This window comes from Weissella sp. MSCH1 (assembly GCF_045799135.1).
GTDB lineage: Bacteria > Bacillota > Bacilli > Lactobacillales > Lactobacillaceae > Weissella.
In genome coordinates this window covers 47945-61654 of sequence record NZ_JBJMBA010000031.1, presented here as the reverse complement: position 1 = coordinate 61654, position 13710 = coordinate 47945, and the positions used below count along the sequence as shown (strand labels likewise).

The window sequence follows — 13710 nt, the reverse complement described above, 5'->3', positions numbered from 1 at the left end:
TACCTCTGCTTTCATTATACTAGAGAATAGTACAAACGCCCGAAAGGAGACGTGTTAGTCATGAAGGGTTACTACCAACCAGCAGGATTAATTGGCTGGGTAAGTTGGGCATGGATTGTGATGATCGCATTATTTGGCGGCATCATGTGGCTCGAGGTCACACATTTGAATGTCTGGACGTACTGGTCATTTGGTGTCTTTCTTGTGATTGCCGGGGCGGTAATTTTCCGTCGTCGGGTTTATCTCGATGATGATGCGCTACGCTTCCCACCAATTGTGGGAATCCACACAGAAAAAATTCATTTTGCAGATATGCAATTTGTACAATTTACAAAGCATACAGTCATGTTTAGTCATGATGGTGAACAATACAGTTATTGGATGAATGCGAGTTTTTTGCGAGCGTTCAAGGCAAAGATTGAAGGAAAAAACGAAAACATATGAGTGAAGAAACGTTAGTGATTACTGACCAAACTGGCCGCCTTGATAAAGTGGTGGCTGATGCGTTTGATGATTATACGCGTACGCAAGTTACGGGTTGGATAAATGATGGCATTTTAACGGTGAATGGGGCCGTTAAGAAGGCGAAGTATAGTGTTAAGCCAAATGACGAAATCAAATTTACGGTGCCTGAAGCGGTCGAAATTGACTTACAACCCGAGGATATTCCACTTGATATCGTGTATGAAGATGACGATTTGTTAGTTGTCAACAAGCCACAAGGGATGGTTGTTCATCCTGCATTGGGCCATGAATCCGGCACATTGGTGAACGCCTTGATGTTCCACACGCCGTTGTCAACAATCAATGGTGTGGTCCGTCCTGGCATTGTGCACCGGATTGACAAGGATACGTCCGGGTTGCTGATGGTTGCGAAGAACGATAAGGCGCATGAATCTTTGTCTGCACAATTGAAGGATAAGAAAAACTTGCGTCAATATTATGCCTTGGTGCACGGAGAATTCGTTGAAAACGAAGGAACCATCAAGGCACCACTTGGCCGTTCGTCAGCTGACCGCAAGAAGCAAGCCGTCGTTGCTGGTGGTCGTGATGCTGTGACACACTTCAAGGTTGTAAAACGCTTCGTTGGGTATACACTACTTCAAGTGACCCTTGAAACTGGACGTACGCACCAAATTCGTGTGCATATGGCTTATATTGGTCACCCGGTTGCTGGCGACCCGTTGTACGGGCCAAAGAAGACGTTGCCGGGTAATGGGCAATATTTGCACGCGGCTACGTTGGGGCTCACGCAACCAACGACGGGTGAAGATATGACGTTTGAAGCACCGTTACCGGATTACTTTACAGCGATGCTAGATCAGCTTGATCCATATGCTGAGATTACAGATTAATCAACAATTAAGCGAATATTCGTGCTAGAATGAAGGTATCTTCTTAAAGTCATCCAGAGAGGTGACTAGGGGGTAACGCGATGAATGAGTTTAATTTAGGCGTTACCTATTTTGTATAGGTAACGCCTTTTTGTTATAGCAAAATAAAAAACGTGAAAAGGATATCCATTATGGCTAAGGAAATTGTTGACGCAATGGCGATGCAACGTGCACTGACACGTATTACGTATGAGATTATCGAAAAGAATAAGGGAATTAACAACCTTGTGATTGTGGGCATTAAGACGCGCGGTGTCTTTATTGCTGAGCGCATTGCGCAACGATTACAGCAACTTGAAAATGCCCAAATTCCAGTGGCTCAGTTAGATATTTCAACCTACCGTGATGATGCAACTGATCGGGGTTCAAAGGCAGAATTGGATATTGATATCGACGGTAAGCGCGTTATTTTGGTCGATGATGTGCTCTATACTGGCCGAACGATTCGTGCCGCTTTGGATGCGTTGATGGATAATGGCCGTCCGGCTGTAGTTAATTTGGCAGTATTAGTGGATCGTGGTCACCGTGAGTTGCCGATTCGCGCGGATTTTGTTGGTAAGAATATTCCAACGGCAGCGGCCGAACGTATTAATGTGAATGTCACTGAAATCGACGGCGTTGATTCAGTTGAAATTCGTTAGGCCCCGCTTATTTGACGGAAAGGAGGGATCGCTATCCATAGCGATAGCGGGAACGACGTCATGACGAAACGTTATTTAATTTTGCAGGATGGTACCGTATATGCTGGGGAAGCGTTTGGGGCGCCTGCAACAACTTTTGGTGAAATTGTCTTTCATACCGCAATGACTGGTTACCAGGAAGTCATCACCAATCCGATTTATCACAATCAAATTGTGATGTTTACCTCACCAACGATTGGGGCAGCGGGTATTAATCATCGAGCTGATGAGTCAATTGTGCCAACGGTGAAGGGGGTTATTGTCCGTGAAATTGCTGATGTGTCAACCAATCGGCTGCAGTCGATGAGTTTGCACGACTATTTAAAGCGACACAATGTCCCGGGTATTTCACAAATTGATACGCGTGCATTGGCCCGTCACTTGCGCAAAACAGGCACGCAAAAGGCATCAATTGTTGATGTACCAGACGAGCACGCGTTTGACCAACTACGGGCCATGGTGTTGACGACTCGCCAAGTTGCACAAGTCTCAACGCCCAAAGCCTATGCTAATCCAGGGCGTGGCGCAAACGTGGTGGTACTTGATTTTGGTTTAAAAAATGGCATTCTCCGTATGTTGAGTGATTTCGATGCGAATGTGACGGTATTACCATATAATGCCACTGTTGATGAAGTAGCTAATCTTGACCCTGATGGCATTGTGTTGTCATCTGGCCCAGGTGACCCACGTCAAATTCCAGATGAAACGTTTGATATTATTCGCCAATTCCAAACCAGGGTACCGCTTTTCGGGATTGGACTTGGACACGAACTATTTGCGATTGCGAATGGGGCCACTTTGCAGCAAATGCCAGTTGAACACCATGGTATGAATCATCCAATTCGTGAGCAAATCACGAGTCGGATTATGTTTGCCACCCAAGGGCAGGGCTACGCGGTTAATCCGGATTCTGTACGGGAAACTGATATGTTCGTGACGCATATTGATATGACGGATGGTGTCGTACAAGGATTACGGCACCGCGATTATCCGGCTTTTAGTGTGCAATTTTTCCCAGATACAGCCCCAGGTCCCTTTGAAGCAACACAAGCATTTGATGAATTTATGGAAATGGTGACGGCACGGCGAGGAGGATGGCTTTCATGACCGAGCGAATTTTAATAATCGGTGGTTCAGCGAATGACTTTGGTCGTGAAACTGAAAGTGATGCAGCCAGTTACCAAGTGGTTAATGGCTTGGTGAAGCGGGGACATCAAATTGTGATTGCTGATGACAATCCTTATGGTTTTACAACCGAACGTGAGGAGATAAAGGTCATTGAAACACAATTAACTGCCCCAAATTTGGTTAAAGTGATTGTTGAAGAACATATTACAGCGATGGTGGCATCAGTTGGTGGCTTAACAGCGGTTCGCCTGAGTGCTGAAATTTTACAAATTTTAGGTAACGATGCGCCGAAAGTGTTGGGGATGACACTGCCTGTGATGCAAGCCGCCCAAAATACGAAATATTTACAGGAGCGGTTGACTCAATTAAAGTTGCCAGCTGTTCAAACCCGTTTAGCTAGCAATGTTAGTGAAGCATTTGATGCGGCGCGCGATTTTGATTTTCCAGTGGTTGTTCGGTCAGTGGCACCAGTGGGTCAAACTATTCGTTTACAGGTTGAGGATGCCGAAGAGTTAGAGGGAGCAGCAGAAACGGCGTTAAATCGATCATTAACCCATCAAGTAAACGTGGATAAAAGTATTCGTGGCTACCAGGAAATTGCAATGGTGGTGGTTCGTGATCGAATGGATACGACCTTGCTAATTGGTGGTGTCGAAGATATGGATCCAGTCGGCATTCACTCAGCCGATTCAATTGCGATTACACCTGTGCAAACATTGCCTGATCCGATGTTTCAAACTTTGCGGGATGCGGCCTTTACGGTGGCACGCGGTTTTAACGTCCAAGGTCTGCTAGAAGTACGCTTCGCTGTTAACCCGGCCAATGAAGACTTTGTTATCACGCGAGTAACACCATACTTTGATCGTACCTCGGCAATGGTTGTCACGGCGACAGGTTATCCATTGGTGCCGGTAATTACAGGATTGATGGTGGGTGAGAGTTTGACTTCAGTTCGGATTCCCTCAATTTATGCTGATCATACAGCCTTGCTAGAGCCCACAATGGACCATATTGTCATTCGTTTTCCAGTGTTTGCATTTGGTGAACTTGAGACAGCTGGTATTAAGACTGAAAATCGGTTAGATACGGTGCAAAAGTCAGTTGGGGCAACAATTGGTGTGGGGCGCAGTGTTGAAGAAGCGCTGGAAAAAGCGATTCGAGCAGCACACTTTAACAACCGTAATTTTTCACCAACATTGATGAACGCATTAACGGATAATGAGATTGTTGAGCAGTTGATTCACCCACGTGATAATCGAATTTTGGTTCTACTTGAGGCTTTGCGACGGGGATATACCGTTGATGAATTGGCGGAATTAACTAAAATTAATGCTTTCTATTTCTACAAACTGCAACGACTTAATAATCTGGAACAGGCTGTGAAAGATAATCCGTGGGAAGCGGATGTGCTCCAACAAGCCAAGTATTACGGCTTGTCAGACGGGTTAGTTGCTAAATTATGGGATGAAAAGTACGAAGCGGTGCGGCGTTATCGTTGGGATAATGGTATTTTGCCAACCTACAAGGCGTTTGAACCATCGGCAGGTGAGTTTGAAGAGTCGGTTTCACAGTTTTATTCGACTTTTGAATCCGAAAACGAAAGTGAGCGATTGGGTGACGATTCGGCTTTGATTATCGGCACTGGCGCCTTTCGCTTAGGTGATGGTGCAGCGGCATCATATGTGATGGCGACAGTGGCTGATGAGCTTCGGAGTCAAGGGTTAAAAACAATTTTGATGAATAATAATCCGACTGATTTGACTTTCATACCGCAATTAGGCGATAAGCAATATTATGAGCCGCTTGAAATTTCAGACGTGATGAATGTGATTGAAATTGAACAGCCAACCCGTGTTTTCGTCCCCGGCAATCGCATTAAGTTGATTACTCAGCTACGCAAGATGGGGGTCAACGTGCAAGTAATTGCTAAGGAAAAATACTTACCAAGTAGCATGCTGAGTGAAGGTGAACAGACGGTCGTTAATTATTTCTATGACGGGGTCGAATTGCACATCATTGGTATTGGACATCAAGATAATGGTGGTATTTTATTAGATCAGTCTGCAATGACGCCTTCGTTATGGGAAACCTTACCCCGGCCGGAACTTGAAATCGATACGCCGGGAATGTACCAATTAATTGTTGATCGGTTACCAATAGATGGTGAGATTACCGCGGCTGATATCCGGCCCATGCCATTCACGCATATTGCCTTTCTAGATAAGGTGACGGGTGTATCATGGTTGCGCCTGGTTGTTCGCTATATGCTTGGAACGCCATCTGCGGCTGACGAACAGTTGGTTGATCAACTCATGACACTACAATGGCGTCTTAAAACGGCCCGTCTGCGGTATCGTGATGCGGATTTTGCTGAACATCTCAATACAACGCAACCCTTAGACAATGGGCGCTTTGCAATGGGCGCAACGTATCAGGTGCTATAAGCAAACTTAAAGATAATATGGTAAACTGATACACATAATAAATTTTTGAAAGAAGGAATTTTTCCATGTGGAAGAAAGTAGTGGCTATTTTGGTTGTCGTTGCGGCAGCCTTGGGATTGGCTGTTTGGGGCGTAGGCCCTAAGTCAATCGCAACTACCGATTCAGGAAGTATTTCGCAAGCGGATTACTACAAGAAGTTAAAGAGCACCACTGAAGGACAACAACAATTGGCTAACATGATTATCCAAAAGGTGTTGGATAAGAAGTACGGTGACAAGGTATCGTCAAAGGCAATTACAAAGCAATATGATGACGTGAAGGCGCAATACGGCTCACAATTCTCAACGGCTTTGGCTAATAACGGTATGACTGAAGATTCATTTAAGGAGTCTTTGGAGTTGCAAGCTTTGGAAAAGGCGGCAGTTGAAGCGAACTCAAAGTTTACGACAAAGCAATTAAAGGAACAATACAAGAACTACACACCTAATGTGAATGTTTCTGTTATCTTGGTATCTTCAGAAGACGAAGCCAAGGATATGATTTCTAAGTTGGACGATGGTGATAAGTTCGCCACGTTGGCTAAGAAGTACTCAACAGACTCTTCAACAAAGGACAAGGGTGGTAAGATGGACGCCTTTGATTCAACTAACACAACGTTGGAAGACGACTTTAAGACGGCTGCTTTCAAGTTGAAGAAGGGTGAATACACAAAGACGCCTGTTAAGTCAGATACGTACTCAGGTTACTTTGTCATTAAGATGGATTCACGTGAGGACAAGAAGTCATTCACAACTTTGAAGTCTAAGATGAAGGAAATCTTGGTGACGAACGAGATGTCTGATTCATCAAAGGTGCAAGCAATTATTGGTAACGAATTGGCTAAGGCTAACGTTAACATTAAGGATTCACAATTGAAGAATGTTTTGGCAACTTACACGCAAGCCGCTGCAACTGCTAAGGCTGCTAAGACGTCATCTTCTTCATCTGAATCTTCATCAAGCAAGACTTCATCAAGTGCAAGTTCAAGTGAAGCAAGCTCAAGTTCAGCAGCTTCATCTGAATCTTCAGATAAGTAAACTAAAAGAGACTGGATTTTTCTGGTCTCTTTTTTTGTGCGCTAAAAATAAAACATTTTTGAATTACCTTGAAATATCATTCGGAAATAATGTACAATAATTAATGTTAAAAACGTTTCGTTCGTGTTTACGAATTTGAGAGGGGTTATATTATGATTGATCGCTACGCGCGACCTGAAATGCGTCACATTTGGTCTTTGGAAAATCAGTACCAATCATGGTTGGATGTTGAAATTGCCGTGACAGCGGGCTGGGTAGCAGAGGGCCACGTTCCTGAGGCAGACTTGGCAGCTATTCGGGCGAATGCTCGCTTTGATGCCGCTCGTATTGCGGAGATTGAAGAGACAACGCGCCATGACATGGTAGCGTTTACTCGAAATGTGTCTGAATCATTGGGTGAAGAACGGAAGTGGATTCATTATGGTTTGACGTCGACTGACGTTGTTGATACAGCGCAAGCCTTACGCCTACGCCAGGCAAATGACGTTATCAAAGCAGATTTGGTGGCATATCGTGATATTTTGGGTGAACTCGCCCTTCGTTATAAAGACACTGTGATGATGGGACGAACTCACGGTGTACATGCTGAACCAACAACGTTTGGTTTGAAGATGGCCCGTTTCTATCAGGCAGCCAAGCGCGACATTGATCGCTTTGAACGAGTGGCCGAGATGGTTGAGACTGGCAAGTTATCAGGGGCCGTAGGTACGTTTGCGAACGTACCACCGACCGTTGAAGAAGTTGCGATGAACGAATTGGGCTTGTCGCCCCAACCTGTTGGATCCCAAGTGTTACCACGCGATTTGCATGCCGATTACATGACGACGATTGCCTTAATCGGGACGACCTTAGAAGAAGTTGCCACGGAAATTCGTGGGTTACAACGTTCTGAAATTCATGAAGTTGAAGAAGGCTTTAAGGGTGGCCAAAAGGGTTCTTCAGCGATGCCACACAAACGTAATCCAATTGGCTCTGAAAATATCGTTGGCTTGTCACGTGTGCTTCGTGGTTATTCAGTTACGGCGTTGGAAGATGTTACGCTATGGCATGAACGTGATATTTCTCATTCGAGTGCTGAACGTATTATTTTGGCAGATGGTACAACGGTCCTAGATTACATGTTGCATCGTTTGACAGGTATCCTGGCTAATTTACAAGTGTTCCCTGAAACGATGAAGACGAATATGACCCGCACGTATGGGTTAATTTATTCACAGCGTTTGTTGTTGAAATTGGTAGATGCAGGAATGTCACGTGAAGCGGCATATGATACTGTACAACCATTGACGGCGAAGTCTTGGGATGAACAAAAGCAGTTCCGTGATTTGGTGGATGCCGATCCAACCATTCAAAGTAAACTGACGGTAGCCGAAGTTGATGACGCATTTGATTATCATTGGCATCTCAAGCATGTTGATGACATCTTTAAGCGCGTTGGGTTACTGTAATTTCCCAAATGGCTAATCTTCAAATATTTTTGGTAGCGCTTTCTTCTGTATTTAGGTATGATATAAGCAATCACAGATATGGAGGAAATTACTGATGGCATTGGAAGATCAAGTAAAAGGCAAGTTCGATGAAGTCTCAGGTAAGACCAAGGAAGTTGCTGGTGCAGCAACTGGTGATGCAAAACTAGAGGCTGAGGGAAAGGCCCAAGGTTTAACCGGTAAGGCGCGTGAAGCGCTAGGGGATTTGAAGGACAAGGCCGAGGATGCGGTAGATAATCTGAAGGATAAGTTCGATAAGAAGGACTAACAATCATGAGACACACCCGAATTAGGGGTGCGTTTTTTTATTTACTTTTTGTAAGTGAATGAATAAATATTGAATAATCTGTGAACACGTTAGTATTGCGTTGCGCAGAAAATGCCCAAAAACAGGCGTTTTCTGCGCTTTTTGTGTTAATTGTAAATGGGGTATACGTATATTTATTGGAAAAGGCGTGTTGACAATTCGATGAAAATAAAATACTATTTGAATATCGAATATTTCGATGTTCGAAATACTTTTTGGAAGGAGCGGGACTATGGCAGTTTTGACAACCACGGAAATTATGGATTTGATTCCAAATCGTTATCCAATTCTATATATGGATTACGTTGATGAGATGGTGCCTGGTGAGTCATTGATTGCGACAAAGAATGTCACTATTAATGAACAGTTCTTTCAAGGACATTTTCCAGGTAATCCAGTTATGCCTGGGGTACTAATTATTGAGTCGCTTGCACAAGCGGCATCGATTCTGATTTTGTCATCACCACAGTTCGTCGGTAAGACGGCTTACATGACGGGTATTGATAATGCCAAGTTCAAGCGCATGGTTAAACCAGGCGACGTCTTGAAGTTACACGTAGAATTCGGTAATCTGAGAGAGAACATGGGAACAGTAAACGTCAAGGCAATGGTAGATGGCAAGTTAGCAACTAGTGCTGAACTGATGTTTGTTGTTTCACCTGAAGAGAAATCGGCAGATAATGCCAAGAGTGAGACGGAGAAGTAAGTATGGCAGCTAGTGAAGAAGCATCATTCGAACAGATTAATGAGGCATTGGTCAACGTATTTAATAACGTTGTGTGGATTGAGGAAGCCTCATTACGCGAATCAAAGTTCAATGACATTACGATCAAAGATATGCACACGATTGCGGCAATCTCGATGTATGAGACCCGGACCGCATCGCAAGTTGCAGAAATGGTGCACTTAACACCAAGCGCTATGACAAGTGTTATTGATAAATTAGTCAAAAAGGGCTACGTCGAACGTCATCGAGATGACAATGATCGACGGGTTGTCCATTTGGCGCTGACTCACAACGGACGTACAGTTTTCCGTGCCCACGAGGCTTTTCACCGCGGTATGGCGCACTCGTTATTTGATTCTCTATCTGACGATGAAACCGAGGCAGTGAAAAAGGCTGTGCTTAATTTGCAAGAATATCTTCACGAGCTAATCCAGTTCTAAGAGAGGGCGATATGGAAAGATTTACCATCGTCCAGTCAGCGCGAGTCGTGCCAGAAAGGGTCGTAACTAATGATGAGTTAGCGACATTTATGGACACATCCGATGAATGGATTCAACCGCGTACCGGCATTCGCCAACGGCATATCGTATCGACTGAGGATACGAGTGATTTAGCTGTTGGTGTTGCAACAAAACTATTGAATCAAGCTGGTTTAACAGCTGATCAATTAGATTTCATCTTAGTGGGAACAATGTCGCCTGACACGTTATCACCAAGTGTGGCACAAATTGTGCAAGGAAAGATTGGCGCTACGAACGCTTTTGCTTGGGATCTAAGTGCGGCATGCTCAGGGTTTGTTTATACGCTGAGTATGGCGAGCGCGTTGTTGACGACACGTTATCAACGCGGTTTAGTTATCGGGGCAGAGGTCTTAAGTAAGTTAGTTGATTGGGATGACCGATCAACAGCCGTGTTGTTTGGTGACGGAGCGGCCGGGGTTTTGCTTGAGCGTACTGTAGCAGAAACAGGCTTACTAGCTGAATCATTGAAAACCTTTGGTGAACGCTCAGAATTCCTGACGGCTGGTCAACAACGAAACGCAAATTATTTTGCGGGTGAGTTAAAGGTTGCTGATCCGTATTTTAAGATGAATGGTCGTGAAGTGTATAATTTCGCGACACGCGAAGTGCCGGCGGTCTTAAACGAGGCGCTTGCAAAAGCAAGCCTCACACCTGATGAGATTGATTATTATCTGTTGCATCAGGCCAATGGACGAATCGTTAGCAGCATTGCGAAGCGATTCGGTCAGCCAATCGAAAAGTTTCCAACGAACATGGCGTTCTATGGTAATACTAGTGCAGCTAGTATCGGTATTTTACTTGATGAACTGCGTGAAGCTGGGACGATTAAGCCTGGGCAAACAATTGCGATTGCCGGGTTTGGTGGTGGCTTAACGGTTGGTGCCTTGATTATCAAGGTGTAGTTTTTTTAACCATTTTTTGTATATGACCTATACATTTAAATTATCGAATTATTAAATTATTAAACAAAAGAAATAGAGGACAATAACATGACTGAAGCAGAAATTTTGAACAAGGTAACTGAAATCTTGGTAGACCAATTTGACTTGGAAGATGGTGAAGTTAAGCCTGAAACGAACTTGACGGAAGACATCGACGCAGATTCATTGGATTTGTTTGAAGTGTTGAACCGTGTTGAAGACGACTTCGACATTAAGTTGGCTGTTGCTGAAGAAATCCAAACGGTACAAGACTTGGTTAACAAGGTAGCTGCACAAGTTAACGCCTAAATATTCAGCACCAAGAGAAAGGAACCACAAAATGAGCGTTAAGCTAAATAATCCATTATTTGAAAAGTTGGGTATGAAGTACCCTATCATCCAAGGCGGAATGGCCTGGGCGGGTACGGGACATCTTGCTGGTGCCGTCTCTGAGGCTGGAGGTTTGGGAATTATCGGAACTGGTTATTGGAAGGCTGACAAGGTGCGTGAAGAAATTCGTCGTGCCCGTGAAATGACTGATAAGCCGTTCGGTGTCAATGTGATGTTGCTATCACGCCACATCCGTGAAGTTTTCGATGTCATTATCGAAGAGGGTGTGCAAGTTGTGGCAACTGGTGCAGGTGATCCATCACCGTTTATTGAAGAGTTGCACAGCCACGGTATCATGGTTATCCCGGTTGTTCCATCTGTTGGTTTGGCTAAGATGATGGAAAAGAAGGGTGTTGATGCGGTTGTTGCCGAAGGAATGGAGTCAGGTGGTCACATTGGTATGTTGACGACGATGACGTTGGTTCCACAGGTGGTTGACGCGTTGAACATTCCAGTTATTGCGGCAGGTGGGATTGCAGATGGTCGTGGTGTTGCTGCGGCCTTCATGCTAGGTGCCTCTGGTGTTCAAATGGGAACACGCTTCTTGGCTTCAGCTGAGTCAGAGGTCCACGAAAACTTTAAGAATGCTGTTGTGAAAGCAAAGGATATCGATACGCTTGTGACGGGGGAGTTACTTGGTAACCGTGCCCGTGTCTTGAAGACTAAGATGTCAAAGAACTTTGTCAAGCAAGAGCGCATTGAAATTACGAAGCCAAAGCCAGATGCAGATGCAATCGAAGAACTTGAGAATGGGTCTCTTCGCCGAGCAGTGCTTGATGGTGATAAAGAAAATGGGGCCTTCATGGCTGGCCAAATTTCAGGAATGATTCATGAGATTAAGCCAGTGGCTGAAATTCTAGAAGATGTTTGGTCACAAGCTGAAGACTTGTTGAAGTAACCAAACAACGAGGTAAAAAACATGAAACTAGGACTATTGATGAGCGGGCAAGGGGCACAACAAGTTGGCATGGGTGCCGATTTGTATGCCAGTCTACCTAAATATCAAGAAACAATCGACCATGCGAGTGAACTACTTGGCTACGATGTGATGACCACTATTGTGAATAGTGAAGATAACATCAAGCAAACGAAGTACACACAACCTGCTATTTTGGCAATGAGCATGGGTATCTACAACGCTTTGTCAGATGTGATGCCTGAACCAGCCGGTGCATTGGGCCTGAGTTTGGGTGAGTACAGTGCATTAACAGCCGCTGGGTCAATGACATTTGAACAAGGTATGGCCATTATTAAGGATCGCGGTGCTTACATGCAAGCCGCCGGTGATGCAAACCCAGGTAAGATGGTTGCCGTAATGACGGACGATCAAGACTTGGTTGTTGCAACGCTTGAAAAATTGCAAGCTACGGGAAAGCGCGTGTACCCAGCGAACTTTAACACGTTCAATCAATTGGTCATTGGTGGAATCGAAGCAGATGTTGATGAGGCAATGGTCGCATTGACGGAAGCTGGTGTTTCACGCATGGTCGAATTGCCAGTTTCAGGTGCATTCCACACACCATTGTTGCAAACGGCGGCTGATCAACTAGCAGATCGTTTAACGGATGAAACGTTTAGCACACCAGCATTTGCAGTGTACTCAAATACAACGGGCCAAAAGTTTGACGATGTTAAAGCAACTTTGTTAAAGCAGATTACGTCACCAACTTATTTCGCACAAGCATTGCAAGCGATGGTTGATGATGGCGTTGATACGCTAATTGAGTTTGGACCAAGTGATACCTTGATGAAATTCGCAAAGAAGATCGTTGGTAAAGATATCAAGCGCTACTGCGTTAAGGATTTGGCCTCATTTAATGAAGTTCGCGATATGCTGATTGCGGCACAGGAGACAGTGTAATGGATTTAACAAACAAAAATGTGTTGATCACAGGATCAACGCGTGGTATTGGCTTAGCAGTTGCAAAAGCCTTTGATGCGGCTGGGGCTCGGGTGATTTTACACGGGCGTTCGGCCGTTAGACCAGACGTAATGGCTGAATTTGGTGAGAACACACTAGCTATTACAGCGGATATTGCTGATGAGGAAAGCGTTAATAACGCCCTTGCTGGTTTGTTTGAAGAAATTGATGGCATTGATATTTTGATTAACAATGCTGGAATTGTTGACGACAAATTGACAATGGGCATGAAGCCAAGTGAATTTGCCAACGTTGTGAATACAAACTTGAACGGAACATTTAACGTGACGCAGCCAATCTTTAAGAAGATGTTGCGTGCCCGCTCAGGAAATATCATTAACATGGCATCTGTTGTGGGGCTGATGGGAAATGTTGGACAGGCAAATTACGCAGCGTCAAAGGCTGGTATTGTTGGTTTGACAAAGTCATTGGCTAAAGAAGGTGCAATGCGTGGTATTCGAGTTAATGCAATTGCGCCGGGCATGATTGTATCAGACATGACAGATGCGTTGTCTGACAAGGTTAAGGAACAAGTCCTAGAGGCTGTGCCTTTGAAGCGTTTCGGAAACGCGACGGAAATCGCACAAACTGCCTTGTTCTTGGCTCAAAACGATTACATCACTGGCCAAACAATTACGGTCGATGGTGGATTGTACATCTAAGGAAAACGGATACGACTTGATGCACTTATTCTTTTATAACTTATTAATAAGTC

General features: G+C 44.5%; 15 protein-coding genes. All 15 read left to right on the top strand.

Annotated elements, in window-relative coordinates; genetic code table 11:
• Window positions 1-60 precede the first annotated feature (60 nt).
• The 15 genes from ACJ28U_RS02935 to ACJ28U_RS02865 all read left to right on the top strand — a co-directional run bounded on the left by ACJ28U_RS02935 (window position 61) and on the right by ACJ28U_RS02865 (window position 13657).
• Window positions 61-444 (top strand): EbsA family protein, encoded by a 384-nt coding sequence (locus ACJ28U_RS02935; RefSeq protein WP_145559975.1) that lies wholly within the window; start codon window positions 61-63, stop codon window positions 442-444.
• Entirely contained in the window at window positions 441-1355 is a 915-nt protein-coding gene (locus ACJ28U_RS02930; protein ID WP_010374196.1) for an RluA family pseudouridine synthase, read from the top strand. Before ACJ28U_RS02935 ends, ACJ28U_RS02930 begins: the two co-directional genes overlap by 4 nt.
• A gap of 170 nt (window positions 1356-1525) precedes the next feature.
• Window positions 1526-2035 carry a bifunctional pyr operon transcriptional regulator/uracil phosphoribosyltransferase PyrR gene (pyrR, locus tag ACJ28U_RS02925; protein ID WP_010374194.1) on the top strand — a complete coding sequence of 170 codons (510 nt, stop codon included), beginning with the start codon at window positions 1526-1528 and terminating at the stop codon, window positions 2033-2035.
• A gap of 60 nt (window positions 2036-2095) precedes the next feature.
• A complete protein-coding gene (locus ACJ28U_RS02920; RefSeq protein ID WP_407618329.1) occupies window positions 2096-3181 on the top strand; it encodes a carbamoyl phosphate synthase small subunit in 1086 nt (361 codons plus the stop codon).
• Complete coding sequence (locus ACJ28U_RS02915; RefSeq protein ID WP_407618328.1) at window positions 3178-5646, top strand: carbamoyl-phosphate synthase large subunit; 2469 nt, start codon at window positions 3178-3180, stop codon at window positions 5644-5646. Before ACJ28U_RS02920 ends, ACJ28U_RS02915 begins: the two co-directional genes overlap by 4 nt.
• Window positions 5647-5711: 65 nt before the next feature.
• A complete protein-coding gene (locus tag ACJ28U_RS02910) occupies window positions 5712-6722 on the top strand; it encodes a peptidylprolyl isomerase (protein WP_407618327.1) in 1011 nt (336 codons plus the stop codon).
• Between the two features lie 152 nt (window positions 6723-6874).
• Window positions 6875-8170, top strand: a complete 1296-nt coding sequence (purB, locus tag ACJ28U_RS02905; RefSeq protein ID WP_407618326.1) for an adenylosuccinate lyase — start codon at window positions 6875-6877, stop codon at window positions 8168-8170.
• Window positions 8171-8264: 94 nt separating this feature from the next.
• Window positions 8265-8477 carry a CsbD family protein gene (locus tag ACJ28U_RS02900; protein ID WP_010374184.1) on the top strand — a complete coding sequence of 71 codons (213 nt, stop codon included), beginning with the start codon at window positions 8265-8267 and terminating at the stop codon, window positions 8475-8477.
• Window positions 8478-8748: 271 nt separating this feature from the next.
• Entirely contained in the window at window positions 8749-9222 is a 474-nt protein-coding gene (fabZ, locus tag ACJ28U_RS02895; protein WP_010374183.1) for a 3-hydroxyacyl-ACP dehydratase FabZ, read from the top strand.
• Between the two features lie 2 nt (window positions 9223-9224).
• Complete coding sequence (locus tag ACJ28U_RS02890; RefSeq protein ID WP_010374181.1) at window positions 9225-9683, top strand: MarR family winged helix-turn-helix transcriptional regulator; 459 nt, start codon at window positions 9225-9227, stop codon at window positions 9681-9683.
• Window positions 9684-9694: 11 nt separating this feature from the next.
• Window positions 9695-10666, top strand: a complete 972-nt coding sequence (locus ACJ28U_RS02885) for a beta-ketoacyl-ACP synthase III (RefSeq protein WP_407618325.1) — start codon at window positions 9695-9697, stop codon at window positions 10664-10666.
• 87 nt (window positions 10667-10753) lie between these two features.
• Window positions 10754-10993, top strand: a complete 240-nt coding sequence (locus tag ACJ28U_RS02880; protein WP_010374178.1) for an acyl carrier protein — start codon at window positions 10754-10756, stop codon at window positions 10991-10993.
• A 31-nt stretch (window positions 10994-11024) separates the two neighbouring features.
• The gene (locus ACJ28U_RS02875) at window positions 11025-11972 is read left to right on the top strand and encodes a nitronate monooxygenase (RefSeq protein WP_407618324.1); all 948 of its coding nucleotides are present in this window, start codon (window positions 11025-11027) and stop codon (window positions 11970-11972) included.
• A gap of 21 nt (window positions 11973-11993) precedes the next feature.
• Window positions 11994-12935, top strand: coding sequence for an ACP S-malonyltransferase (locus tag ACJ28U_RS02870; protein WP_407618323.1), 942 nt, complete (start codon window positions 11994-11996; stop codon window positions 12933-12935).
• Window positions 12935-13657, top strand: coding sequence for a 3-oxoacyl-ACP reductase family protein (locus ACJ28U_RS02865; RefSeq protein ID WP_407618322.1), 723 nt, complete (start codon window positions 12935-12937; stop codon window positions 13655-13657). Before ACJ28U_RS02870 ends, ACJ28U_RS02865 begins: the two co-directional genes overlap by 1 nt.
• The last annotated feature ends 53 nt before the right edge of the window (window positions 13658-13710 follow it).